Source organism: Modestobacter sp. SYSU DS0875, from assembly GCF_054050915.1.
This window is the reverse complement of sequence record NZ_JBJHAH010000001.1, coordinates 1-25728: the sequence shown is the minus strand read 5'-3', so window position 1 is coordinate 25728 and position 25728 is coordinate 1. Positions and strand designations below refer to the sequence as shown.

Genomic DNA, 25728 nt, shown 5'->3' with positions numbered 1-25728 from the left:
TGGGTGGGCGCGCTGGCCGTGGGGCTGGTCGGGGATCAGCCCTTGACGGCGCCGTTGGTGAGGCCGGCGACGATGCGCCGCTGGAAGAGCAGCACCAGGACGACGACCGGGATGGTGACGATCACCGCCGCCGCGGCGATGGCCCCGGTCGGGTCCTCGAACTGCGAGGCGCCGGAGAACAGCCCCAGGGCTGCGGGCACCGGCCGGGCCGCCTCGGTGGAGGTCAGCGAGATGCCGTAGACGAAGTCGTTCCAGGCGATGAAGAAGGCGATGATCGCCGTGGTGAAGACCCCGGGTGCGGCCAGCGGGACGATCACCTTGCGGAATGCCTGCCAGCTCGTCGCGCCGTCGACCTGCGCGGCCTGCTCCATCTCCCAGGGGATCTCCCGGAAGAACGCCGACATCGTCCAGATCGAGATGGGCAGGGTGAGCGACAGGTACGGGATGATCAGCCCCGGCCAGGTGTCGTAGAGGCCGATGTTCCGCCACAGGTTGAACAGTGGCGTCACGATGGAGATGACCGGGAAGATCGCCACCGCCAGCGCGGTGCCGAGGATGAACTTCTTGCCCGGGAAGTCCAGCCGGGCGATCGCGTAGGCGGCGAACATCGCCAGGATGCAGGAGATGAACGTCGCGATCAGGCAGATCCCGAACGAGTTCCGCAGCGCCGGCAGGAACAGGTCGCTGGCCCCGCCGGTGAGGATCAGCGCGTAGTTCTCCGTCGTCGCGTTGGTCGGGAAGAACGACTCGTTGGCCAGGTCGCTGGGCGCCTTGAACGACAGCGAGACGATCCAGGCGATCGGCGCCAGGCAGTACAGCACGATCGCCACCCCGGCGACGATCCACCAGGTGCGTTCCTTCGTGGACATCAACGACCCCCCGCCTGCGACAGATCGACCTTGAAGCCCTTGATGAAGCTGAACGCGATGAGCACCACCGCGAGGAACAGCAGCACCGACACCGCCGACCCCAGGCCGATCTCCAACCGCGAGATGGTCTGCCGGTAGGCCAGGAACGAGACCGACTCGGTGGCGTTCGCGCCGTTGGTCATGATGAAGATGCTGTCGAAGACCCGGAAGGCGTCCAGGGTGCGGAACAGCAGGGCCACCATGATCGCGGCCTTCATGTTGGGCAGCGTGACCCGGCGCATGCGCTGCCACCAGCTGGCGCCGTCGACCTTGGCCGCCTCCTGCAGCACCTCCGGCACCTGCGCGAGCCCGGCCAGCAGCAGCAGCGAGATGAACGGCGTGGTCTTCCAGATCTCCGCCAGGCAGATGACGAACAGCGAGCTCCAGGTGCCGCCGAACCAGTCCGTGTCGCCACCGATCCCCGGGATCCACCCGAACCAGCTGTTGATGAAGCCGGTCTGGATGTCGAAGGCGAACTGCCACGCGAACGCCGACACGACGGTGATCACCGCGTACGGGATGAGGATCGCCGCGCGCAGCACCGGGCGGATGGCGCTGAGCGCCTTCGCCATCACCAGGGCCAGCGCGAAGCCGAGCACCAGCTCGACGGCGACGGTGACCGCGGTGATGAACAGCGTCACCAGGATGGCCCGCCACCACAGCCAGTCGCTGAGGATGACGGCGTAGTTGGAGAACCCGGTGAAGGACCGGTTGTCCGGGTCGGTGAGCCGGTAGTCGAACAGCGACTCGTAGAACGCCTGCGCGATCGGGTAGGCGGTCACCAGCAGCATGACCACCAGTGCCGGGCCGGCCAGCAGCCAGCCCAGCCGGCGTTCACCGCGACTGCGGTCGCTGGTCGTGCCCTCCGGCGCGGAGACCGGCGCGGTCTTCTTGACCGGCGGGAGCGTCGTCTGGGTCACAGCAGTTGCTCCTTCCGCAGGACGGCGGTGATGAGCTCGGTCGCTTCCTCGGGTGTCCGCTGGGGGTCGACCGACGACGGCGGGTGGTACGAGCGCTGGATGCCGCCGGACACCTCGCTGTAGTAGGGCGTCTGCGGCCGCGGCGCCGCCTGCTCCAGCGAGTCACGGATGACCGGGGCCATCGGGAACTCCTCCAGCACCGCCGGGTCGTCGTAGACCGTGGTGTCCGAGGCCGGGTTGCCGTTGGTGACGAAGTAGTACGACTGGTTCTCCGTCGAGGTGATGCACTCGGTCGCCTCGTAGGCGAGGTCCGGGTGCTCGCTGAAGGCGCCGACCCCGAGGTTGATCCCGCCGTACGGGGGCGCGCTCGGGGTGCCCTCGTCGACCTGCGGGTACAGCGCCCAGCCGTAGTCCTCGGGCACCGAGGGGTCCATCGTCCCGGCCTCCACGGCGCCCAGCGCGCGCGGCCACAGGAACGGGTAGTTGACGTTGAACCCACCCTCGGGGCCCTCGAAGGCGGTCGCGGTCGAGTCCTCGTTCGCCGTCGACAGCGCCGGCCCGGCCGTCCCGCTGGTGGCGATCATCTGCATCACCTCGGTGGCCCGCACGCCCGCCTCGGAGTCCAGGCCCAGCACGATCTCCGACGGGTCGGTCGAGTTCTCCGCGATGATCGAGCCACCCGCGGACTCGATCAGGGCGTTGAACCACACGGTCAGCGCCTCGGCCCGGATGCCCTGCACGCCCACCTGGACGCCCTGCTCCTGCGCGGCCTGGACGATCTGGTCCCAGGTGACCGGCTGGCTCATGTCCAGCCCGGCGGCCTCGGCGACCGACTCGCGGTACCAGAGGATCTGGGTGTTCGCCCAGAACGGGACCGCGACCAGCTCGTCGTTCCAGGTGGAGCCCTCGATCGCGCTCTCCACCACGTCCTCGGTCACCCGCTCGGCGACGTCCTCGGGCACCTCGGCCAGGAAGCCGGCCTCGGCGAACTCGGGGATGAACGGCGGGTCCAGGCTCATGATGTCGATCGAGGAGTCGTTCGCCGCGAGCCGCCGGATCAGCTGCTCCCGTTGCTGGGATGCCTCGCGCGGCAACTGTGCGGTCTCGATCCGGTAGCGGCCCCCGGCCGCGTCGGTGCACCGGGCGGCGATCTCCGCCTGCCCTCCCGAGTCGGGGTTGGTGTACCAGGTCAGCGTGGGGGCGCCGCCCCCGTCGCCGCCGCAGGCAGCCAGGGCCGAGCTCAGCACCACCGCCGCGGCCGCCCCGCCCAGCCCCCGCCTCAGCGCCCCCCGGGGCGCCGACCGGGACGGACCGGCCCGTTCTCCGTCGGGACCGACTTCGTGAACATCGCCCACCGTCCACCGCCTCCGTTGGCGCCGGGGCGATCCGATGATCGCCGTGGATCTCGGAGAGTGGCCCAGCTCACAAAAGCTGTCAAACGGACGGAGACGCCTCGGTGACCATCGCGGTCCCGACGGCTGAACGGTGCGCCATGACCGACGGCGTGGTGAGCACCGCGGGCAGTCGGGGCAGCTCGTGCTGGACGTAGGAGCGCGCCGCCGTCCAGGTGCCGACGTCGAAACCGGCCTGCTCGGAGAGGAACCAGCGGTGCTCCAGCACCTCGTGGAAGACCTCCGCCGGGGCCAGCCGGCCGGCCAGCTCCTCGGGGATCGCCTCGATCACCGGGTGGTAGACCTCCGCCAGCCAGCGGTGGCCGGCGACCGTCTCCGGCACCGGGCCGCCGGCCCGCTGCTCGAGGTAGGCGCGGTAGGAGCGGACGTCGTTGAGCAACCGCCGGGCCTGGTTCTCCTGCACCTCCAGGCCGGTGAGCCGGAACAGCTCGCGGCGGTTCTCCCCCGGCTCCGCCACGCGGGTCTCCACTCGCAGCCGGGCGCCCTCCGCGGAGGTGATCAGCTCGATCTCCCCCACGTCGAAGCCCAGCTCGTTGATCCGGGCGAGCCGCTCGGCGACCCGGATGGCGGACTCGTCGATCCGGAAGACCTCCTCCCGGGTCACCTCGTCCCACAGCGCCTCGTAGCGCTCGGGCAGGCAGTTGGCCACCTCGAGCGGGTCGATCTCCTCGGGCAGCAGTTCCCCGGCCTGCAGGTCCATCAGCTCGGCACCGACCCGCTCCCGGGCCAGTTCGACGTCGTAGGAGCGCTGGCCGTCGGACAGCCGGGGGTGCCGCTCGGCGGTCTCGGCGTCGACCAGGTAGGCGGTGTACGCGCCGGCGTCCAGGCGGAACAGGGTGTTCGACAGCGAGCAGTCACCCCAGTAGACGCCGGCCAGGTGCAGCCGGACCAGCAGCTGCACCAGGGTGTCCAGCAGCCGGTCGGCCGAGTCCGCCGCCCGCGGGCCGGAGAACAGGTAGCGGTAGGACATCGAGTACTCGAGGTACCGGGTGACCAGGATCGCCTCCTGGTCGCCGGGCCGGTCGACGCAGATGCCCAGCACCGACACCGACGGGAGCCCTTCCTCCTCGAACTCGGTGAGCAGCGCGTACTCGTGGCGGGCCAGCGGCTCGGCGATCTCCTTGAGCGCGTAGACCCGCCCCTCGGCCACGGTGAACCGGACGACGTGCCGGGAGATGCCGCGCTGCGGGACGTCGAGCAGCAGGCTCTCGTCCCACTCCTCGAGCGGCTGGTCCCAGGGCAGGGACAACAGCCCGGCGGCCTCGGTGGCCGGTGGGCGGAAGAGGTACCGCATCAGGTCCTCCAGAGGGTGTGCGGACGGCGGATCGGCCGGGTCCGGGCGGGACGCCGTCGTCCTGGCGTCACGATGCCACGCCGATGGTGCGGCGCGCGGGCGCGGGCGCCGTCCTGGCTCACGCCACGTGCTCCTGGCTCACCTCGCACCGTGAGCCAGGAGCACGCACGATCAGCTGACCTGATCCCGGGCCGTCAGCCCAGGATCTGGCCGGTGATCACCGCCGCCTGCGCGGCCCGCTCCGCCGGCGTCCCCGGCTGCAGCACCAGGCCGAGCAGCCACCGGCAGACCAGCTCGGCCTCCGGCCGGGAGATCCGCAGCGCTGAGGCCAGGGTGAGCACCACGTCGGTCCAGCGCCCGGCGTCCAGCGCCATCATCTGCACCAGCGTCTCGGGCTCGGCCTCCGCCAGCCGGCGCAGCACCGGATGCGCACCGACCTCCTCGGCCAGCGCCGGGACGGCGACGGTGAGGGGCAGCTCCGCGGCCAGCGCGGCCAGCCGGTCCAGCTCGAAGGCGATCAGCGCCTGGGCGACGTCGTCCTTGGTGCGGAAGTGGTTGTACAGCGTCGCCTTGGCCACGCCGGCCGCCGCCGCGACGTGCTGCATGGTGGCCTTGCGGACCCCCCGCTCGGCGAACGCGATCCGGGCGCCGTTGAGCAGGCCACGCCGGGTGCGGCTCATCGCGGACCCGGTGCGGATCGGCGCCCGGCGCGGGTCCCGGGCAGCGGCGGGCGCCGTCGGGCGGGGCGCCGGGACGGCGACGGCGAGCGCGGGCACCGGCGCGGTCAGGTGGTGGCCGGGGACCGGCGGCTGGATCCGGCCCGCGCCCACCGGCACCGGCGTGGTCAGGTGCTGCCCGCCGGAGACGGCCGCCTCGGCGGCAGCGGCCTCGGCAGCGTCGGCCTCCAGCACGGTGGCCGCACCGCGACCCGCGTGGGGCGCCGGCGACGCGGCGGACGACGACTGCGGAGAACGGGATCCCGGGGAAGACATGGACACTTTGTGCCTTCCCGGTCGCACTGGGTCAAGGAGGTGGACGTCGAGCGCACTTCGTGTCGCACCGCCCCGGTGCCCGGTCCTGCCTCCTGGACGGTCGGGGGCGCCCAGGTCCAGGGCACGACGGCCCCGCTGCAGGGGCCCCCGCTGAGCTCGCGAAGCGTGGGGGCAGCGGGGTCCGTCGTCAGGCGGCGAGGGAGACGGCGCCCGAGGCACGGGCGCCACGGGCCGGCTGGCCGCCGCCGACCAGGGCCAGGGCGGGCTCGGCGACCGGGGCGTCGCCAGCAGCTCCCGCCTGCTCGGCCGGCTGCGCCGCCTCGTCGCCGGCGGTCTCCTCGGCTCCAGCGCCGGGCACCGGGAGGGCCACCGGACGGACCGCGCGCTGCCCGGGCTCGGCCAGCCTCATCTCCAGGCTCACCTCGGCGAGGAGGTCGGCCAGCTCGACGTCCAGGGCGTCGCAGATCGAGGCCAGCAGCTCCGAGGACGCCTCCTTCTGCCCGCGCTCGACCTCCGAGAGGTACCCCAGGCTCACCCGGGCAGCGCCGGACACGTCCCGCAGCGTGCGCCGCTGCCGCAGCCGGTGTCCCCGCAGGGTGGTGCCGAGCTGGGTGCGCAGCAGCGTCATGGCCGTCTCCTGTCCACTCATCTCGAGCAGTCGCAACGAGCAGCTGCGGCGTCGACCGGCCGGGCCGGGGGACGCCGTGCGCCCACGGTACGCGGACCGCCCCACCGTCACGCGCCGGGTCGGGCTCCGTCCGCTCCTGGCGTAACGCCCCGACCACCGTCCGGCTTCCCGGGGTCGAGGCGTGCCAGCAGCCGCTGCGCCGCTGCGGCGACCGCGCCCACCCGCACCGCCGTCCGGTCGCCGGGCAGGTCGAGCTGGTGCACCTCGGTCCGTGTGCCGTCGCTGATCCCCACGTAGACCCGGCCGGGGCCGTGGCCGTCGACCGGGTCGGGGCCGGCCACGCCGGTGAGCCCCACGCCCCAGGTGGCCGCGCAGCGTTCCCGGATGCCCTCGGCGAGCGCGGCGGCGGTGGCCTCGCTGACCGGGCCGGCGGTGGCCAGCAGGTCCGCGGGCACTCCGGCCAGCGTCGTCTTCAGGTCGGTGGCGTAGACGACGGCGCCGCCGCGCAGCGTGCCGCTGGCCCCCGGTACGGCCGCCAGCGTGGCGCAGAACAGCCCGGCGGTCAGCGACTCGGCGGCCGCCACGGTCTCCCCGCGGGCCAGCAGGGCGGCGTGCAATCGGGCAGCGACGCCCTCGGCGGGCGGGCCGCTCACGCCGCGGTGTCCCGACGACCGGGGTCGCTGGGGGGCGTGCCGCCGGCGCGCCGCTGGGACGCCTCGCGCATCGCCCGGGCACTGGTGCGGCGCAGGGTCAGCGCCCGGTAGACGTAGTCGATCCCGGTGATCACCGTGAGCACCAGCGCCGCAGCCATCACCCACCAGCGCGCCGACGCCAGCACCCCGCTCAGCGGGAGGATGTACAGACCGATGGCCAGCGCCTGGAGCACCGTCTTGGCCTTGCCGCCGCGGCTGGCCGCGATCACACCGTGCCGGATGACCCAGAAGCGCAGCACGGTGACCCCGAGCTCGCGGAACAGGATCACCAGCGTCACCCACCAGGGCAGCAGCCCGAGGATCGACAGCCCCAGCAGGGCCGTACCGGTCAGCGCCTTGTCCGCGATGGGGTCGGCGAGCTTGCCGAACTCGGTGACCTGGTTGGTGCGGCGGGCGATCATCCCGTCGTAGCGGTCGGTGATGATCGCCAGCGCGAAGAAGACGGTCGCCCACACCCGGCGGTCGTCGTCCATGCCGCCGTCGGTGAGCAGCAGCAGGGCCAACAGCGGCACCATGGCCAGCCGCAGCACCGTCAGCGCGTTGGGCAGGTTCACCAGCCGCGCGCTCTGCGGCGGCGTCGCGGCCGGGTCGGCCCCGCCCTCGGGCACCGCCGCGCTCACGAGTTCAGGCCCCGACCGCGGTGAGCGTCGAGGTAGCCGCGGTGAGCGCCGGCACCACCGCAACGGCGATCAGGTCGATGCCCTCGGTGTCGACCACCTCGGCGCGCACCAACTGCCCGGCGACGGCGCCGGCCGGCACCCCGGAGAGGGTCGTCGTGCCGTCGGCGTCCGGGTCCTGGTGGGCGGCGTGGCCGGACCAGACCCCGGCGCCCTCCTCGGCGGAGAGGTCCTCGGTGAGCAGCACCTCGACCGTCGACCCGATCCGGTCCTCCGCCCGCTGGGCGGTCAGCTCCTCGACCAGGTCGGTGATCCGCCGGACGCGGGCGTCGATCTCGGCCTGGTCCAGCTTCCCGTCCAGCCGCTCGCCCTCGGTGCCCTCCTCGTCGGAGTAGCCGAAGACCCCGACGGCGTCCAGCCGGCCCTCGACGAGGAAGCGCTCCAGCTCGGCGACGTCGTCCTCGGTCTCCCCGGGGAAGCCGAGGATGACGTTGGTGCGGAAGCCGGCCTCGGGGGCCAGGGACCGGGCCCGCGCCATCAGCGCGAGGAAGTCGTCGGTGCCGCCGAAACGGCGCATCCGGCGCAGCAGCGTCGGCGAGGAGTGCTGGAACGACAGGTCGAAGTAGGGCGCGACCCCGGGCGTGCCGGCAATGACCTCCAGCAGCCCCGGGCGCAGCTCGGCCGGCTGCAGGTAGGCGACCCGGACCCGGACGATGCCGGGCACCGCCGCCAGCTGCGGCAGCAGCTTCTCCAGCGAGCGCAGGTCGCCGGTGTCCTTGCCGTAGGAGGTGGAGTTCTCGCTGACCAGGACGATCTCGGTGACCCCCTCGGACGCCAGCCAGGAGGCCTCGCCCAGCACCTCGGCCATCGGGCGGGAGACGAACGCGCCGCGGAAGGTGGGGATCGCGCAGAAGGCGCAGCGCCGGTCGCAGCCGGAGGCGATCTTCAGCGCCGCGGACGGGCCGCTGGCCAGCCGACGCCGACGCAGCCAGTCGTGGCCGGGCAGCGCCGGGACCGCGCCGTCGCCCGACCGGCCCGACGCCACCACCGCGGTGCGCTCGACGGGGCTGATCGGCAGCAGCGTGCGGCGGTCGCGCGGCGAGTGCGGCACCAGCGGCCGGCCGGAGAGCACGTCGTCGAGCCGGTCGCCGATGGCGGCGTAGTCGTCGAACCCGAGCACGGTCGCCTCGGGCAGGGCGCCGGCGAGCTCGTTGCCGTACCGCTCGGCCATGCAGCCGACGGCGATCACCTCGGCCCCGGAGTCGGTGGCCTCCAGGATCGCGTCGAGGGAGTCCTTCTTCGCGCTCTCGATGAAGCCGCAGGTGTTGACCAGCACGGCATCGGCGTCGTCGGCGTCCTCGACCAGCTGGTAGCCCTCACCGGCCAGCCGTCCGGCGAGCTCCTCGGAGTCGACCTCGTTGCGCGCGCAGCCCAGGGTGACCACCGCCACCCGACGCGGCGCGGCGCCGTCGGCCGACGGCTCCCCCGGCTGGCCACCGGTCCGACGATCGGTCGCGGCGGGAGCGGGAACGGAGCGGGGCGGAGCTGGCACCCCACCATCGTAGGCGCCGCCCCGCCGATCCCCCTCCCCGCCGCCGGGTGGTTCGTCACGCCGCCGCAGGGTCAGCCCTCGCCGCCGCGGAGGGTGAGCCCGGCGACGACCTCGCCCCCTCCCGCGGCCACCAGCGTGATCAGCCTTCGCCGCCGCGGAGGGTGAGCCCGGCGACGACCTCGCCCCCTGCCGCGGCCACCAGCGTGATCAGCCTTCGCCGCCGCGGAGGGTGAACAGCACGCTCTCGAGCTCGTCGGGCTTGATCAGCACGTCGCGGGCCTTGGAGCCCTCCGAGGGGCCGACGATGCCGCGGCTCTCCATCAGGTCCATCAGCCGGCCCGCCTTGGCGAACCCGACCCGCAGCTTGCGCTGGAGCATCGAGGTGGAGCCGAACTGGCTGGTGACCACGAGCTCCACGCCCTGCACCAGCAGCTCGAGGTCGCCACCGATGTCCTCGTCGATCTCCTTCTTCTCACCGGCCGCTGCGGTGAAGACCTCTTCCCGGTACTCGGGCTCGGCCTGCCGCTTGGTGAACTCGACGACCGCCTCGATCTCGGTGTCGGAGACGTAGGCGCCCTGGACGCGCATCGGCTTGCCCGCGCCGATCGGCAGGAACAGCGCGTCACCCATGCCGATGAGCTTCTCCGCGCCGGGCTGGTCGAGGATGACCCGGCTGTCGGTGAGGCTGGAGGTGGAGAACGCCAGCCGCGAGGGCACGTTGGCCTTGATCAGGCCGGTGACGACGTCGACCGAGGGGCGCTGCGTCGCGAGCACCAGGTGGATGCCGGCGGCGCGGGCCTTCTGGGTGATCCGGACGATCGACTCCTCGACGTCGCGCGGGGCGACCATCATCAGGTCGGCGAGCTCGTCGACGATGGTGAGGATGTACGGGTAGGGCTGGTAGACGCGCTCGCTGCCCGGCGGGGCGGTGATCTCGCCGCGCTCGACCTTCCGGTTGAAGTCGTCGATGTGCCGCACGCCGGTGGCCCGCATGTCCTGGTAGCGCTGCTCCATCTCCTCGACCAGCCAGGCCAGCGCGGTGGCGGCCTTCTTGGGGTCGGTGATGATCGGCGTGATCAGGTGCGGGATGCCGTCGTAGGGCGTGAGCTCGACCATCTTCGGGTCGACCAGGATCATCCGCAGCTGGTCCGGGGTGGCCCGCAGCAGCAGCGAGGTCAGCAGCGAGTTGATGCAGCTGGACTTACCGGCACCGGTGGCGCCGGCGACCAGCAGGTGCGGCATCTTCGCCAGGTTGGCGCAGACGAACCCGCCCTCGATGTCCTTGCCCAGCCCGACCAGCATCGGGTGGGCGTCGGCCTTGGCCACCTGCGAGCGCATGACGTCGCCGAGGCTGACCGTCTCGCGGTCGGTGTTGGGCACCTCGACGCCGACCATGGACTTGCCCGGGATCGGCGCCAGGATGCGGATGTTGTCGTTGGCGACGGCGTAGGCGAGGTTCTTGGTCAGCGCGGTGATCTTCTCGACCTTCACCGCGTTGCCCAGCTCGATCTCGTACCGGGTGACCGTCGGACCGCGGGTGAAGCTGGTGACGGCGGCGTCGATGTTGAACTGCTCCAGCACCCCGGTGATCGCCTCGATGGCGACGTCGTTGGCCTTGGACTTGGCCCGCGGTGGGGTGCCCGGTCGCAGCACGCTGACCGACGGGAGGGTGTAGGTGCCCTCGACGGGCTGGATCCGGAGCTGCTCGGGCTCCTCGATCGGCGGGAGCTCCTCGGCCGGGGCGGTGCGGTCGACGACGGCCGGCCGGCGCACCGGGACGGCCTCCGGCGCCGGCTCGTGGACGACCACCTCGGGCGCGCCGTCCAGGGCAGCGGTGTCGATGACCCCGGTGTCCAGGGTGTCCTGCACGGCCGCGGCGGCGGTCTTGCGGCCGCGCCGGCTCCGCGGTGCGGGCTCCTCCTCCGGCTCGTCGTCGTAGAGCTCGTCGTAGTCCTCGTCGTACTCGTCGGTGTCCCGGCCGAGCTTCTCGTCGACCCAGCCACGCAGCCGCTCGGGCACCTGGTGCACCGGGGTGGCGGTGACCACGAGCAGGCCGAAGAACGCCAGCAGCACCAGCAGCAGCACGGTGACGACGGCGCCCACGCCGGCCACCAGCGGCGTGCCGACCGCCCAGCCGAGCAGGCCGCCCGCCCCGCTGCGGTCGCCGTCGTTGAGGTCCGGGCCGGTCACGTGGGTGACGCCGACGACGGCGGCGAGGACGCAGGTCCACCCGATGGTCAGCCGGCCGCGGGCCTCCGGCTGCGGTGGGTGGCGCAGCAGCCGCAGCGCCACCAGCAGCAGCACGACCGGCAGCACGGCGGTGAGCACGCCGATGGTCCAGCGGACCCCGTCGGCCATGCCCGCGCCCACCGGGCCGATGCCGTCGGTCCAGGTCGCCGCGCCCAGCACGATGGCCAGGCCGAGCACGAACAGGCCGACGCCGTCGCGACGGTGCTCCGGAGCCAGCGGCTCGGCCTCCGGGGGCCGGGCGACCGAGCGGGCCAGCCCCCCGGCGCCGCGGGCCAGCAGCGACCAGGCGCCGACGGCGCCGCGCATCAGCGAGCCGCTGAGCGTGCTCTTCTTCTTCGCCGCCGGCCGACGGGCGGCGGTGGAGCCGCCGCGCTTGGCCGGGGGACGCTTCTTGGCAGTGGACCCGCCGGACCGCGGGCGGGAGGAGGCCCCACCACGCGCCGGCGCCCGGTTCGACGTCGCGCGAGCAGGCATACGTCGACGGTAATGGCCTGCGGGGTGGAGGTGGATGATCCCGGCCCCGCGTGTCCACCTCCGGCTCGGTCGGCACCCAGCCCGCGCGCGGCGCTGGTTACGGTGCTGGGGGTGACCGAGACCCGCCCCTACGGCAGCTGGCCCACCCCGATCACCTCCGAGCTGGTGGTCCGCACCTCCGCGCGGCTGGGCGAGGTGGTCGTCGACGGAGCCGACGTCTGGTGGGCCGAGGGCCGCCCCGGCGAGGCTGGCCGGACGGTGCTCGTCCGCCGCTCCCCCGACGGGACGACGACCGACCTGCTCCCGCCGCCCTGGAACGCTCGCACCCGGGTGCACGAGTACGGCGGTGGGGCGTGGACCGTCGCCGACCGCACCGTGTGGTTCACCTCCTTCGCCGACCAGCGGCTGTACCGGGTGCCCCCGGACGGCGAGCCGGTGGCGGTCACCGCCGAGCCGGCGATCCCGGCCGGGGTCCGGTTCGCCGACCTGGCGGTGGTGGACGGCGGCGCGGCGGTCCTCGCCGTCCGGGAGACCCACTCCCCCGGCGGCGCGGCGGCCGACGTGGTGCACGAGGTGGTCCGGGTCGGCGCCGACGGCAGCACCGAGGTGCTGGTGTCCGGCAGCGACTTCGTCTCCGACCCGCGCGCCTCCCCCGACGGCCGGTCGCTGGCCTGGTTGCAGTGGCAGCACCCGGACATGCCCTGGGACGCCGCCGAGCTGGTGGTCCGCGGGCCGGACGGCGGCGAGACCGTGGTCGCCGGCGGGCGGTCGGGTGCGCAGCCGGAGTCGGTGGTGCAGCCGGTGTGGGCGGCCGACGGCTCGCTGTGGTTCCTCGCCGACCGCACCGACGTCTGGTCGCTGTACCGCTGGGCCCCCGGTGGCGAGCCGGAGCTGGTGGTGGATGCCGGCACCGACATCGCGGGGCCGCAGTGGGTGTTCGGGCAGAGCCGGTTCGCCCTGCTGCCCGGCGGGCGGGTCGCGCTGGCGTACGGCCGGGACGGCGCCGACCGGCTGGCGGTGCGCGAGCCGGACGGGACACTGCGCGAGCTGTCGCTGGAGTACACGGCGTTCGGCCAGCTGCGCGCCGCCGGCGACGGCGTGGTCTGCGTGGCCGGTGGTCCGACGTCGGAACCGGTGGTGCTGCGGGTGGCGGCCGATGGGCGGGCCGAGGTGCTGCGTCCGGCTCGTGACCTCGGGCTGGACCCGGCCTGGTTCTCCCGGCCGGAACACGTCACCTTCCCCACCGAGGACGGCGGGAGCGGGGTGGCCGAAGCCCACGCGTTGGTCTACCCGCCGACCAACCCGCAGGTCGACGGCCCGGACGGGGAGCTCCCGCCGTTGCTGGTGCTCGTGCACGGCGGACCGACCGCCGCGGCGTCGCCGGTGCTGTCGCCGGCCGTGCAGTACTGGACGTCCCGGGGCTTCGCCGTCGCCGACGTCGACTACCGCGGGTCGACCGGCTACGGCCGGCGGTACCGGGAGGCGCTGCGGGGACGCTGGGGTATCGCCGATCTGGACGACGTCGTCGCCTGCGCCCGCTCTCTGGCCGGGCAGGGTCGCGTCGACCCCGCCCGGATGGCGATCCGGGGCGGCTCGGCCGGCGGGTACACGACCCTGGCGGCACTGACCTTCCGCCCCGGCGTGTTCGCCGCCGGGGCCAGCCACTACGGCGTCGCCGACCTGGCCGCGCTGGCGGCCGACACGCACTCGTTCGAGTCCCGCTACCTCGACGGCCTGATCGCGCCGTGGCCGGCGGGCGCGGACGTCTACGCCGCCCGCTCGCCGATCCACGCCACCGACGCGCTGGACACCCCGCTGGCGGTGTTCCAGGGCGACGAGGACGCAGTGGTGCCACCGGCGCAGGCGGAGCTGCTGGTCGCCGCGCTGCGGGAGAAGGGCGTGCCGCACGCCTACGTGCTGTTCGCCGGGGAGCAGCACGGCTTCCGCAAGGCGGAGAACATCCGGGCCGCGCTCGACGGCGAGCTGTCCTTCTACGCCCAGGTGCTGGGCTTCGGCCTGCCCGCCGAGGAGGGCATCACCCCGATCGCCGTCGTCCGGCCCTGACCCCGGCCGGTCCCCCTGCTCAACGGAGCGTGGCCGACACCCGGGCGGCCAGCTCGTCGAGGTGCTCGGCGGCCAGCAGGTCCCAGTGGTCGCCGGGCACGTCGGTGGTCACCAGGTGGGGGGCCACCCGGAGCCAGGCGGCCATCGTGTTGCCGACGACGGGCAGCCGCTCACGGGCCTGGTAGTAGGTGACCATCCCGTCGTAGCGGGACAGCTCGTGGTCCTCCACAGCGGAGAAGAGCCCTCGCACCATGGCCTGCACCGGGTCGGCGAACCGCCGCCGGAGGCCGGCCGGCAGGTGCCGGGCCAGGGCCTTGCGCGCCTTCGTCGCCGAACGGGCGGTCTGCACCCGGCCCGCCCAGGAGTGCGCACGGCGCTCGGCCGGCGTCAGGTTCGCCGCCGGGGGCAGGACGTCGAGCAGACCGACGTAGGGGACGTCCGCGCCGGCCGCCCGCAGCCGGACCGCCGCCTCGTAGGCGACCAGCCCGCCGAACGAGTAGCCCAGCATGCTGTACGGGCCCTGCGGCTGGACCTGGCGGATGCCGGCCAGGGCGTCGTCGACGACGTCGGCGAGGCGCCGGCGCCCACCCCGGGCGTCGGTGACCGACAGCCGCAGTCCGTGCACCGGCCGGGTGGTGTCCAGCCGGTGGACCAGCCCGGCGTAGGAGTTCAGCTGCCCCCATGCGTCGGCGACGACGAACACCGGCCGGCCGGTGCCCGGGCGCATCGGCTCCACGACCTCGGGGGTGGCGGCGCGGGCCGCGGCGGCGAGCCGGACCAGCCCGGCCAGCGTGGGGTTGCGGGCGAACTCGTCGATCGGCACCTCGGCGCCCAGCTCGGTCCGCAGCCGCCGCAGCAGGTCCACGGCCTGCCGGGAGGTGCCGCCGAGGTCGGTGAAGTCGTCGTCCGGCTCGGCTGCGCGGAGCCCCAGCACGCCGCACCACTCCCGGGCGACCCCGCGGCGCAGCTCCTCGTCCCCGTCACCCGGGGCCGCCCCGCTGACCGGGCGCTCAACCGGGGGCGCGGCCGATGCCACGGACGGCCGTCCCGCCACCGGGACCGCGGCGCGGATGGCGGCCACGCAGCCCGGGTCCCGCAGCGCGTCGAGGTTGGGCACCGGGTCGCCGTTGACCGCGTCGCGCGCCGCCCGGTACGACTGCTTGCCGTTGTGGGTCACCGGCAGGCCCGGGACGGCGACCACGAGCGCGGGCACGTGCGCAGCCGACGCCTCCCGGCGGAGCGTCCGCCGGATCGTGCGGTCCAGCGCGGCGTCCAGCTCGGCGCCGGGGGCGAGGACGACGAGCAGCACCATCCGGGTCCGCCCCGGGTGGTCGGGGTCGCGCTGCTCGACCGGCATGGCGTCGGCCACCTCGGGCACCGCACGCAGCGCGGCCAGCACCTCGGCCGGGCCGATCCGGACGCCGTCGACGTTCAGCACGCCGTCGGAGCGGCCGTGCACGCGCGCCGACCCGTCGGCGGCGACGTCCACCAGGTCGCCGTGGGTCCAGATGCCCGGGTGATCGGCGAAGTACGCGGCGTGGAACCGGCAGCCGTCGGGGTCGGCGAGGAAGCCGACCGGCCGGGACGGGAACGGGTTGCGGCACACCAGCTCCCCGGTCCGGCCGACGACGGCGTCCCCCCGCTCGTCGACGGCGGCCACGTCCAGCCCCAGGCTCAGCGACTGGGACCGCCCCCGTCGCACGGGCAGCTCGGGGTGGCCGAGCACGAAGCAGCCGATGACGTCGGTCCCGCCGGAGATGGACTGGAGGGGCTGGGGCCCCACCGCCGCGGCCACCCAGTCGAACTGCCACTCGTGCAGCACCGACCCGGTCGACAGGACCGCGCGCAACGCGGAGAGGTCGACCCGGTCGCGCGGGCGGTAGCCGGCGTCCTCGCACAGCTGCAGGTAGGCCGGGCTGGTGCCGAAGACGGTCACCCCGTGCTCGGCCACCAGCTCCCAGAGGGTCTGCGGGCCGCGGACCGGGCCGTCGTACAGCACCACGGACGCACCGACGGCGAGCGCGGACAGCTGCCAGTTCCACATCATCCAGGCGGTCGTGGTGTGGAAGTACATCCGGTCCGACGGGCGCAGGTCACCGTGCAGCCGGTGCTCCTTGACGTGTTCCAGGAGCGTGCCGCCGGCGCCGTGGACGATCGCCTTCGGGGGCCCGGTGGTGCCCGAGGAGAACATCACGAACAGCGGGTGGTCGAACGGCAGCCTCGGCCAGTCGTGGTGCTGCCCGCCGGCGGCCCGCCCGACCAGGTCGGCCAGGCGGTCGACCGGGACGGCCGGGTGCTCGGGCAGCGGGGCGTCGTCGAGGACCAGCACCCGGCGCACCGTCGGCAGCCCGCCCAGCAGCTCCGCGAGCGCCGCGGTCCCGGTCTCCGGCCCGGCGGACCGGTCCAGCAGCAGGGTGGTCGGCTCGACCTGCGCGAAGCGACCCAGCAGGGTGGCGGTGCCCATGTCCGGGGTGGACGTCGACACCGTGGCCCCCACGGCGGCCAGGGCCAGCACCGCGACGGTGACCGCACCGTCGTTCGGCCCGATCACCGCGACGCGGTCACCGGGGCCGATGCGCAGGGCGGCGAGGGCATCGGCCGCGCCGGCGACCGCCTCGCGGAGCTCCCGCCGGGACCAGCGCTGGGCCGGGGCCGCAGCGTGCAGCGAGGTGAGCGCCGGGGCGTCGTCGTCGACCCAGGGCAGCGGCGCCAGGAGCGCCTCGGCGTAGTTGAGGGTGACCTCGGGGAAGAACCGGGCGGTCTCGACGTCGTCCCCCGTCAGCACGGGGTCGGCCGACCCCGCCCAGGGCAGGCCCGACCACTCCAGCAGGAGACGCCAGAACGCCTCGGGCCGCGCCACCGAGAAGGCGTGCAGGTCCGTGGGGTCGTCCAGGGGCTGACCCGCCAGCTGCTCGCAGGCCGCCCGGAAGGCGGCCAGCTGGGTGGCGGTGGACCGCCTGTCGGCGATGGACGTCATGAGGTGCTCCCTGCTGCGGGGACGAGTTCGAGCGGACGGGGCACCAGCGGCCCGCGGCGCAGCGGGCGGCGGCGTGAGCAGGCGAGCCGACCCACCGTCCCCGGCGGCGTGACCAGACCCGTCACCGTCCACCCGCCCACCCGCACGGGTGTGCCGGCGAACCCGGGTTCGACCAGCGCCGGGGCGACCGTCAAGCCCCACCCGCCCGCCTTGAGGACGGCCTCCTTGCCGGCCCAGGCACGGGCGGCCGCGGTCGCCCGCTCGCCGGCGGGCAGGGCGAGCAGCGCGACGGCCTCGCGCTCGGACAGCCAGCCGTCCTCGAGGAGCTCCGGAGCCCAGGGGGTCACGCGCTCCAGGTCGATCCCGACCCGGACGCCGCGGCCCACCGCGACCAGCCCCGTCGTGCCCGAGGCGGTGCAGGTGACGTCGAGCCCCGCCGCCGGGCCGGGCACCTCGGGCCGCCCGGACGGTCCGGTGGTGAGCGGCACCTCCGCCGGCGAACAGCCGAGCTCGCGGGCGGCCGCCGTGCGCAGGGCAGCGCGCAGCGCGATCCGCCGCCGACGGACCGGTTCGGTCCCCCGGTCCGCCCGGGCCCGCTCGGGAGGCGAGAGCAGTGCTGACGCGGCCTCCAGGGCGACATCCGGCAGGTCGAGGGCCGCTTGCCAGACGACGACCGCACCGCTCCGGTTCCCGCGCGGGACGGTGCCGCACGTCCCGGGGTTCCCCGACCCGCCGGGCCGGGGAACCCCGGGCTGCCGTGACCACCGCCTCATCCTGATCATGGTGGCACTGCCCGCGGCCTCCCGCAGCCCCATCCGCGCGCCGTCCGCCGCCCCCGGGACACCGGCGGGCTGTCCGGACCACGACGGAGGCCAGGCCCCCGTGGCCCCCGGGGATGCAGCCGGGGTCAGACCTCGAGGACGGTGGGGATGATCATCGGGCGACGGCGGTGCCGGTCGCTCACCCACTTGCCGACCGTGCGGCGGATGACCTGCGAGAGGCGGTGCGGATCCACCTCGCCGTCGGCCAGGGTGCGGCGCAGGTTGTCCTCGACCAGGGCGAGCACCTCGTCGAAGGCCGACGGGTCGTCGGAGAACCCGCGGGTCGACAGGTGCACCGGCCGGACGATCGTGCGGGTCGAGGGCTCGATCACCACGGTGAGCGCCACGAAGCCCTCGTCGCCGAGGATCCGCCGGGCCTGCAGCGACTCCTCGCCGACGTCCCCGACGTTGACCCCGTCGACGTAGACGTTGCCGATCGGCACGCTGCCGACGATCGATGCCTTGCCGTCGACCAGGTCGACGACCACACCGTCCTCCGCGAGCAGGATCCGGTCGCGGGCCATGCCGGTCTGCTCGGCCAGCGCGGCGTGCGCCCGCAGGTGCCGCCACTCACCGTGCACCGGCATCAGGTAGCGGGGCTTGGCCACGTTGAGCAGGGTGCGCAGCTCGCCGGCCGGGGCGTGCCCGGAGACGTGCACCCGCGCCGTCTCCTTGTGCACCACGGTGGCGCCCAGGCGGGCCAGCTGGTTGATCACCTTGTAGACGGCGGTCTCGTTCCCCGGCACCAGCGAGGAGGCCAGGATGATCGTGTCGCCGGCCTCGATGGAGATCTGGTGGTGCTCCCCGCGGGCCATCCGGCCCAGCGCCGACAGCGGTTCGCCCTGCGAGCCGGTGCTGACCAGCACCACCTGCTCCGGCGGCATGGCGGCGGCCTCGTCGAGCTTCACCATCAACCCGGGGGCCACCCGGAGCAGGCCGAGGTCCTGGGCGACGCCCATGTTCCGCACCATCGACCGGCCGACGAACGCGACCTTGCGGCCGTGCTTGACGGCGGAGTCGAGCACCTGCTGGATGCGGTGCACGTGGCTGGCGAAGCTGGAGACGATCAGCCGCTGGGTGGCGCGCTCGAACACCGAGTCCAGCACCGGGCCGATCTCCCGCTCCGAGGTGACGAACCCGGGCACCTCGGCGTTGGTGGAGTCGCTCAGCAGCAGGTCGATGCCCTCGACGCCGAGCCGGGCGAAGGCGCCCAGGTCGGTGAGCCGGCCGTCCAGCGGCAGCTGGTCCATCTTGAAGTCACCGGTGTGCACCAGCGTGCCCGCGGGCGTGTGCACCGCGACCGCCAGCGCATCGGGGATCGAGTGGTTGACGCTGATGTACTCGGTGTGGAACGGACCGGCCACGTGGTCGTCACCCGCGGCGACCTCGACCAGCACCGGGTCGATGCGGTGCTCGCGCAGCTTGGCCTTGACCAGGGCGAGGGTGAACCGGGAGCCGATGAGCGGGATGTCGGCCCGCAGCCGCAGCAGGTAGGGGATCGCGCCGATGTGGTCCTCGTGCCCGTGGGTCAGCACGACGCCGGCGACGTCGGCCAGCCGGTGCTCGATGACGCCGAAGTCGGGGAGGATCAGGTCGACCCCGGGCTGCTCGGCCTCCGGGAAGAGGACGCCGCAGTCGATCACGAGCAACTGCCCGTCGAACTCCAGGACCGCCATGTTCCGGCCGATCTCGCCCAGCCCGCCCAGGGCCATCACCCGCAGCCCGCCGGACGGCAGCGGCGGCGGGGCCTTGAGGTCCAGGTGCGGCTGCAGCGCCTGCTGACCGGGCGGGGGCATCGAGGTCACAGTTGAACTCCTCCGTGGGCGAGGTCCTCGCGCAGCTGCGCGAGCTCCTCGGGTGTCGCGTCGACCAACGGGGGGCGCACCGGGCCGGCCGGCAGGCCGAGCTCACGCAGCGCCGCCTTCACGGTGATCACGCCCTGGGTGCGGAACACACCGGTGTAGACCGGCAGCAGGCTCTCGGTGACGGCGCGCGCGGTGACCAGGTCACCGGACTCGACCGCGGCGACCAGCTCCGCGAGGCGCGAGCCGACCAGGTGGCTGACCACGCTGACCACCCCGACGGCCCCGACGGCCAGCAGCGGCAGGTTGAGCATGTCGTCACCGGAGTAGTAGACGAGGTCGGTGCGGGCCAGGGTCCACTGCACCGCGCCGAGGTCGCCCTTGGCGTCCTTGACCGCGACGATGTTCGGGTGCTCGGCGGCCCGCACCAGGGTGTCCACGGCGATCGGCACCCCCGAGCGGTGCGGGATGTCGTAGAGCATCACCGGCAGGTCGGTGGCGTCGGCGACTGCGGTGAAGTGCCGGAGCAGCCCGGCCTGCGGTGGCTTGTTGTAGTACGGGGTGACGACGAGCAGCCCGTCGACGCCGAGCCGGGCAGCGGACTGCGCCTTCTCGATGGAGTGCGCGGTGTCGTTGGTGCCGACGCCGGCGATCACGGTGGCCCGGTCGCCCACGGCGTCGAGCACCGCCTCGAGCACCGCGTGCTGCTCGCTGTCGCTGACGGTGGGCGACTCCCCCGTCGTCCCGAAGACGACCAGGCCGTCGTTGGACTCGCGGTCGACGAGGTGGGCGGCGAGCTCCTGGGCGCCGGCGAGGTCGATCGTGCCGTCCTCGGCGAGCGGGGTGACCATCGCCGTGATCACGCGCCCGAAGGGCCGGGCGGGGTCGGTGGTCATGCCCGCGAATCTACCGGCCCGCGCCGACGCCGCCGTCGGACCGTCCGGCCGCCGCCCACTGCTGCGCGTGCTCGGCCAGCACGGCCGGCACCGGCCCGGTCGGCGGGGTGCCCCGCCGCCACGACGAGACGCGGAACCGGAGGCCGCCGGCCGACGTCGCCCACCCGGTCGCCGGCACCCACGGGCCCCGCACCCAGCCCGGCCCCAGCGGCGGGGCCCAGGTGTCACCGGGCAGCTGCACGTCCACCTCGGTGACGACCACCTCCGCGGCGTGCGGCAGGAACGCCGTGTAGACCGTGCCGCCGCCGATCACCCACAGGTCGTCGTCGCGGGCGAGGACCTCATCGACCGACCGGGCCACCGGGACCCCGGCGTCGGCCGGGTCGAGCGTGCTGCTCAGCAGGAGGTTGGTGCGCCCGGGCAGGGGACGGGCGCGCGGGGGCAGCGACTCCCACGTCCGTCGCCCCATCACCACGGTGCCGCCCAAAGTCAGCGCCTTGAACAGCCGGAGGTCCTCCGGCAGGCGCCAGGGCAGGTCGCCGTCGGCACCGATGACCCCGTCGGTGGTCTGCGCCCACACCATCCGGACGGTGCGGCCCGTGCTCGGGGACGCCACGGTCAGACGGCCACCGCGCCGCGGATCGCCGGGTGGTGCCGGTAGTCCAGCAGGTGCAGGTCCTCGTAGGTGTGGTCGAACAGCGACGGGGCCGGGTCGATGGTCAGCCGCGGGAAGGGCAGCACCTCACGGGAGAGCTGCTCGCGCACCTGGTCGACGTGGTTGGTGTAGACGTGGCAGTCGCCACCGACCCAGATGAGGTCGCCGGGCTCCAGGCCGACCTGCTGGGCGACCAGCTGGGTGAGCAGGGCGTAGCTGGCGATGTTGAACGGCACCCCGAGGAACATGTCGGCGCTGCGCTGGTAGACCTGGCAGGACAGCCGTCCGTCGGCGACGGCGAACTGGAACAGCGTGTGGCACGGCGCCAGCGCCATCTCCGGCAGGGCCGCCACGTTCCAGGCGGAGACCACCATCCGTCGCGAGTCCGGGTCGCTGCGCAGGGTGTCCAGCACTCCGGCGAGCTGGTCGACCGTGCCGCCGTCGGGGGTGGGCCAGGAGCGCCACTGGACGCCGTAGACCGGCCCCAGGCTGCCGTCCTCAGCGGCCCACTCGTCCCAGATGGAGACGCCGTGCTCCTGCAGCCAGCGGACGTTGCCCTCCCCGCGCAGGAACCACAGCAGCTCGTAGGCGACCGACCGGAAGTGCACCTTCTTGGTGGTCACCAGGGGGAAGCCCGCGGAGAGGTCGTAGCGCAGCCGCTCGCCGAACAGGCTCAGCGTGCCGGTGCCGGTGCGGTCGGACTTCGGCGTGCCGGTCTCCAGCACCCGGCGCAGCAGGTCCTCGTACTGGCTGTCGACGGCAGGGCCGGAGCCGGGAGCGTCGGAGCGGGAGGTGTCGAGCTGGGCGGCCTCGGCCATGGTCTGTTCCTTCTCTCGATCGTCGGTGCGCACTCAGCCCTCGGTGACGTAGGGGCTGGCCGCCACCTCGGTGCCGTCGGCCAGCGCGCTGACCCGGAAGTCACCGAACACGGAGGGGGCGACCCGCTGCAGTTCGCGCAGGCAGGCGACGGCGAGCTCGCGGATCGCCACGTCGGCGTGCTCGCTGGCGCGCATGGCGACGAAGTGCCGCCAGGCACGGTAGTTGCCGGTGACGACGATGCGCGTCTCGGTGGCGTTCGGGAGGACCGAACGGGCCGCCTGGCGGGCCTGCTTGCGGCGCAGGGTGGCGTTGGGCACGTCGGCGAACCGCTGCTCCAGCCCGTGCAGCAGCTCGGCGTAGGCGGCCAGCGCGGCGTCGGTGGCGGCCAGGAACCGCGCGTGCAGCTCCGGGTCCTCGGCGATCACGGCCGGCTCGACGACGGCGGCGTCCCGCTCGGGCACGTGACGCTGGGAGAGCTGGCTGTAGGAGAAGTGCCGGTGCCGGACGAGCTCGTGGGTGAGCGACCGCGACAGCCCGGTCAGGTACATCGTCACGCTGGCGTGCTCGAGCACCGAGAGGTGGCCGACCTCGAGGACGTGGCGCAGGAAACCGGCGTTGGTCGCCGTCGCGGGGTTCGGCTTGTCCCAGGACTGGTAGCAGGCGCGGCCGGCGAACTCGGCGAGGGCCTGACCGCCGTCGGCGTCGGTCTCCCAGGGGACGTCGTCCGGCGGGGTGAACCGGGTCTGGGCGATGACCTGCACCTGGAGCGGAGCGATCGCGGGCACCTGTCGAGGGTACGGGGGCGGCACCGCTCAGCCTGCCGACGCCCGGACGGCGAGCGCAGCCGTCAACCCCGGCGCGAGGTCCCCGGCGCCGGCCACCGTGACGTCGGCCAGCGCCAGCCAGCCGGCCATCAGCCGCAGCTCGGCGGCGAGCTCGGCCGCCACCGCACCGTGGTCGACCCCCGGCTCGGCGTGGGCGGCCTGCACCCGGAGCACACCGGCCTGGCGGTCGGCCTTGAGGTCGACCCGGGCGACGAGCCGGTCGCCGAGGAGGAACGGCAGCACGTAGTAGCCGTGCACCCGCTTGTGCGCGGGGGTGTAGATCTCCAGCCGGTAGCGGAAGCCGAAGACCCGCTCGACCCGGGGGCGTTCCCACACCAGCGAGTCGAACGGACTGAGCAGCGCCCGCGCCCGGGTCCAGCGCGGCCGGCGGGCCAGCGGGTCGACCCACGCCGGCCGCCCCCAGCCGGCGACCTCGACCGGCGTCAGCTCCCCGGCGTCGGCGAGCTCGGCGATCGCCGTCCGGGCGTCGGCCGGGGCCAGTCGGAAGTAGTCGCGCAGGTCGGTCTCGGTGGCGACACCGAGCGCGCGTGCGGCGGTGCGCACCAGCTCGCGGATGGCGTCGGCCCGGTCGGGGGTGGGTGCGTCGACGACGGCGGCGGGCAGGACCCGCTCGGTGAGGTCGTAGACGCGCTCGAAGGAGGCGGTGCGGGCGCGGGCGGTGAGCGCACCGGTGAAGAACAGGTACTCCAGGGCGGCCTTGCCGGCGTGCCAGTTCCACATGCTCCCGGGGCGGTTCGGGCGCGCCTCCTGCAGCTGGCTCGCCCGCAGCGGCCCCTCCGCGCGCACCCGGTCCAGCAGCGCTGCCACGTACTCCGGCCGTTCGCGCTGCACCCGGGTCATCGAGCCCCAGGCCTCGCGGTCGGCGGCGTCCATGCGCCACCTCAAGCAGGGCTGCAGGCGGACCGGCAGGAACGATGCCTCGTGCGCCCAGTACTCGAACAGGTCGTGCCGGCGGTTGGAGAAGGCGTCGAGGGCCGCCCGGTCGTAGGGACCCAGCCGACTGAAGTAGGGCAGGTAGTGCGACCGGGACAGCACGTTGACCGAGTCGATCTGCACCACGGCCAGCCGCTCGGCGGTACGCCGGAGCTGACGGGTGCCGACCGCGCCGCTGGGACGTGGTCCGGCGAACCCCTGGGCGGCCAGCGCCATCCGCCGGGCGAGGGCGGCGGGGAGCCGCTCGACAGCCGTGGTCACGCGCTCGATCCTGCCCTGGGGGTACGACGGGCGCGGGTCGGGCCGGAGCGGCCGACGACCTAGGCTGCCGGAGTGGACCTGCCCCCGCTCCCCGGCCCGCGCGGTCGCGCGGAGGTGTCGGTGCGCCCGGCCGTGGCGGACGACGCCGCGGCGATCGCCCGGGTGCAGGTCGTCACCTGGCGCACCGCCTACCGCGAGGTGCTGCCCGACGAGGTGCTCGACGGGTGGGACGACGACGCGGCGGCGAGCACCTGGCGCCGGTCCGTGGACACCCCTCCGTCGCCGGCCCACCGGGTGTTCGTGGCCCAGGAAGGGGAGTCCGTCGTCGGGCTGGCCGCCTGCGCCCCCGCGGAGGAGGATCCCGGCTCCGGTCTGCTCGAGATCGTTGCGCTGGCCGTGGAGCCCCGCTGGGGACGGCGCGGGCACGGCAGCCGCCTCCTGGCCGCGGTCGCCGACGCGGCCCGGTCGCTGGGCGCGCCGGGCCTGGTGATGTGGCTGCCGGCGGCAGACGCCGTCACCGCCCGCTTCCTGGCCGGCGCCGGGTGGGCACCCGACGGGTGGACCCGCACCCTGGACGCGGGCAGCGCGACGGTGCCCCAGGAGCGGTGGCACAGCTGGTTCGACGACGACGCGGCACGGTGAGGAGCGGGGTGGGGTTCAGCGGCTTCCCCGACGAGGGGCTGGTCTTCTACGAGGGCCTGGAGGCGGACAACAGCCGGGCCTACTGGACGGCGCACCGCGCCGACTGGGAGGCCCACGTCCGCGGCCCCATGCAGGCGCTGGTCGACGAACTCACCGGTGAGTTCGGCACGCCCAAGCTGTTCCGCCCCTACCGCGACGTGCGCTTCAGCCACGACAAGACGCCGTACAAGACGCACCAGGGCGCCGTGCTGCACCCGGACGGAGCGGGCCTGGGCTCGGTGTACGTGCAGCTGTCCGCGGACGGCCTGCGGGTGGCCGGGGGCTGCTGGCGGCTGCAGCCCGATCAGCTGGAGCGCTTCCGGCGGGCCGTGGCCGACGACCTGCAGGGCCCCCGGCTGGTGGCCGAGGTGGAGCGCTTGCGTGCGGCAGGGTTCGACATCGACGGCGACCGGTTGGTGCGGTCTCCCCGCGGGTGGCCGGCCGACCACCCACGCATCGAGCTGCTCCGGCACAAGGCGCTGCACGGGTCCCGGCAGTGGGAACCCGCTGAGTGGCTGCACACTGCCGCGGCGCTGGAGCGGGTGCGCGAGGCCTGGCGTGCGTTCGCCCCGTTGAACCGGTGGTTGGACGACAACGTCGGTGCGACGACGGCACCACCGGATCGCCGCCGCTGATCGACGCAGCGGGACCGTGCATCCGGCGGTACTCGCGTCACGTGACGCCGATCAGCGGGTGCCTGCGCACCCGCGAACGTCGCACTCCCTCGACGCCGGACGCGGGTGTGCGCTGTCCGCGCGGACGCCAATGCCGAAGCCGGGGTGCGCGCCGCCGCGCGGAAGGTGCGTGAGCCCCACCGCCCGCTGTGCTCCCGGCGCGGACCACAGGCTCCCTGCGGCCGGTGACCGACCCCGGAAACGCCGGAACGGGGCCGCAGCCTGTGGCTGCGACCCCGTTCCGGGAAAGATTGTCCGGCGGCGTCCTACTCTCCCACCCGGTCCCCCGGGCAGTACCATCGGCGCTGAAAGGCTTAGCTTCCGGGTTCGGAATGAGACCGGGCGTTTCCCTTTCGCCATGACCGCCGTAACACTGTGAAACCATCGACACCCCCCGACAAGACAGGGGGTGTTCGTCGTTTCAGAGCTGCACAGTGGACGCGACACAACATTGCAAGAAAAGGCTGGATGGTGTGTGTGATCAAGCCCTCGGCCTATTAGTACCGGTCAGCTCCACGACTCACGCCGCTTCCACCTCCG

The 25728-nt window shown here is 74.1% G+C and carries 21 protein-coding genes and 1 rRNA gene; 3 read left to right on the top strand and 19 right to left on the bottom strand.

Annotated features, from left to right (window positions below):
- Positions 1–35 precede the first annotated feature (35 nt).
- From ACI79Y_RS00110 to ACI79Y_RS00065, 10 genes are all read right to left on the bottom strand, one after another.
- A complete protein-coding gene (locus ACI79Y_RS00110) occupies positions 36–869 on the bottom strand; it encodes a carbohydrate ABC transporter permease (protein ID WP_457156531.1) in 834 nt (277 codons plus the stop codon).
- Positions 869–1828 carry a carbohydrate ABC transporter permease gene (locus ACI79Y_RS00105; RefSeq protein WP_457084957.1) on the bottom strand — a complete coding sequence of 320 codons (960 nt, stop codon included), beginning with the start codon at positions 1826–1828 and terminating at the stop codon, positions 869–871. The genes ACI79Y_RS00110 and ACI79Y_RS00105 overlap by 1 nt, the downstream gene beginning before the upstream one ends.
- The gene (locus tag ACI79Y_RS00100) at positions 1825–3078 is read right to left on the bottom strand and encodes an extracellular solute-binding protein (RefSeq protein ID WP_457156530.1); all 1254 of its coding nucleotides are present in this window, start codon (positions 3076–3078) and stop codon (positions 1825–1827) included. Before ACI79Y_RS00100 ends, ACI79Y_RS00105 begins: the two co-directional genes overlap by 4 nt.
- Positions 3079–3262: 184 nt before the next feature.
- Complete coding sequence (locus tag ACI79Y_RS00095) at positions 3263–4534, bottom strand: DUF4032 domain-containing protein (RefSeq protein ID WP_457156529.1); 1272 nt, start codon at positions 4532–4534, stop codon at positions 3263–3265.
- A gap of 194 nt (positions 4535–4728) precedes the next feature.
- Entirely contained in the window at positions 4729–5445 is a 717-nt protein-coding gene (locus ACI79Y_RS00090) for a TetR/AcrR family transcriptional regulator (RefSeq protein ID WP_457156528.1), read from the bottom strand.
- 268 nt (positions 5446–5713) lie between these two features.
- A complete protein-coding gene (locus tag ACI79Y_RS00085) occupies positions 5714–6154 on the bottom strand; it encodes a helix-turn-helix domain-containing protein (RefSeq protein WP_457156527.1) in 441 nt (146 codons plus the stop codon).
- A gap of 107 nt (positions 6155–6261) precedes the next feature.
- Positions 6262–6807, bottom strand: a complete 546-nt coding sequence (locus tag ACI79Y_RS00080) for a CinA family protein (protein WP_457156526.1) — start codon at positions 6805–6807, stop codon at positions 6262–6264.
- A complete protein-coding gene (pgsA, locus tag ACI79Y_RS00075; protein ID WP_457156525.1) occupies positions 6804–7487 on the bottom strand; it encodes a CDP-diacylglycerol--glycerol-3-phosphate 3-phosphatidyltransferase in 684 nt (227 codons plus the stop codon). Before pgsA ends, ACI79Y_RS00080 begins: the two co-directional genes overlap by 4 nt.
- 4 nt (positions 7488–7491) lie before the next feature.
- A complete protein-coding gene (gene rimO / locus ACI79Y_RS00070; protein ID WP_457156524.1) occupies positions 7492–9036 on the bottom strand; it encodes a 30S ribosomal protein S12 methylthiotransferase RimO in 1545 nt (514 codons plus the stop codon).
- 207 nt (positions 9037–9243) lie between these two features.
- Positions 9244–11760: a DNA translocase FtsK gene (locus ACI79Y_RS00065; RefSeq protein WP_457156523.1), complete on the bottom strand. Its 2517-nt coding sequence runs from the start codon at positions 11758–11760 to the stop codon at positions 9244–9246.
- Between the two features lie 111 nt (positions 11761–11871).
- Here ACI79Y_RS00065 and ACI79Y_RS00060 point away from each other — a divergent pair, with 111 nt between their 5' ends.
- Positions 11872–13824, top strand: a complete 1953-nt coding sequence (locus ACI79Y_RS00060) for a S9 family peptidase (RefSeq protein WP_457156522.1) — start codon at positions 11872–11874, stop codon at positions 13822–13824.
- A gap of 19 nt (positions 13825–13843) precedes the next feature.
- Here ACI79Y_RS00060 and ACI79Y_RS00055 read toward each other — a convergent pair whose 3' ends face one another.
- From ACI79Y_RS00055 to ACI79Y_RS00020, 8 genes are all read right to left on the bottom strand, one after another.
- Positions 13844–16801 carry an acetoacetate--CoA ligase gene (locus tag ACI79Y_RS00055; RefSeq protein ID WP_457156521.1) on the bottom strand — a complete coding sequence of 986 codons (2958 nt, stop codon included), beginning with the start codon at positions 16799–16801 and terminating at the stop codon, positions 13844–13846.
- Complete coding sequence (locus tag ACI79Y_RS00050) at positions 16798–17574, bottom strand: 4'-phosphopantetheinyl transferase family protein (protein WP_457156520.1); 777 nt, start codon at positions 17572–17574, stop codon at positions 16798–16800. The genes ACI79Y_RS00055 and ACI79Y_RS00050 overlap by 4 nt, the downstream gene beginning before the upstream one ends.
- Positions 17575–17708: 134 nt before the next feature.
- Complete coding sequence (locus ACI79Y_RS00045) at positions 17709–19418, bottom strand: ribonuclease J (protein WP_457156709.1); 1710 nt, start codon at positions 19416–19418, stop codon at positions 17709–17711.
- A 5-nt stretch (positions 19419–19423) separates the two neighbouring features.
- Positions 19424–20320, bottom strand: coding sequence for a 4-hydroxy-tetrahydrodipicolinate synthase (gene dapA / locus ACI79Y_RS00040; protein ID WP_457156519.1), 897 nt, complete (start codon positions 20318–20320; stop codon positions 19424–19426).
- Positions 20321–20330: 10 nt separating this feature from the next.
- Positions 20331–20936: a dihydrofolate reductase gene (locus tag ACI79Y_RS00035; protein WP_457156518.1), complete on the bottom strand. Its 606-nt coding sequence runs from the start codon at positions 20934–20936 to the stop codon at positions 20331–20333.
- Between the two features lie 2 nt (positions 20937–20938).
- The gene (locus ACI79Y_RS00030) at positions 20939–21793 is read right to left on the bottom strand and encodes a thymidylate synthase (RefSeq protein WP_457156517.1); all 855 of its coding nucleotides are present in this window, start codon (positions 21791–21793) and stop codon (positions 20939–20941) included.
- Positions 21794–21826: 33 nt separating this feature from the next.
- Positions 21827–22579 carry an FAD-dependent thymidylate synthase gene (gene thyX, locus ACI79Y_RS00025; protein WP_457156516.1) on the bottom strand — a complete coding sequence of 251 codons (753 nt, stop codon included), beginning with the start codon at positions 22577–22579 and terminating at the stop codon, positions 21827–21829.
- A 27-nt stretch (positions 22580–22606) separates the two neighbouring features.
- Complete coding sequence (locus ACI79Y_RS00020; RefSeq protein ID WP_457156515.1) at positions 22607–23833, bottom strand: winged helix-turn-helix domain-containing protein; 1227 nt, start codon at positions 23831–23833, stop codon at positions 22607–22609.
- A gap of 72 nt (positions 23834–23905) precedes the next feature.
- Between ACI79Y_RS00020 and ACI79Y_RS00015 the strand changes: the two genes are divergently transcribed.
- Both ACI79Y_RS00015 and ACI79Y_RS00010 read left to right on the top strand, forming a co-directional pair.
- Entirely contained in the window at positions 23906–24475 is a 570-nt protein-coding gene (locus ACI79Y_RS00015; RefSeq protein WP_457156514.1) for an N-acetyltransferase family protein, read from the top strand.
- Between the two features lie 8 nt (positions 24476–24483).
- Entirely contained in the window at positions 24484–25149 is a 666-nt protein-coding gene (locus tag ACI79Y_RS00010; RefSeq protein ID WP_457156513.1) for a DUF2461 domain-containing protein, read from the top strand.
- Positions 25150–25441: 292 nt separating this feature from the next.
- Here the strand turns inward: ACI79Y_RS00010 and rrf are convergent.
- Positions 25442–25558 (bottom strand): 5S ribosomal RNA (rrf, locus tag ACI79Y_RS00005).
- Between the last annotated feature and the right edge of the window lie 170 nt (positions 25559–25728).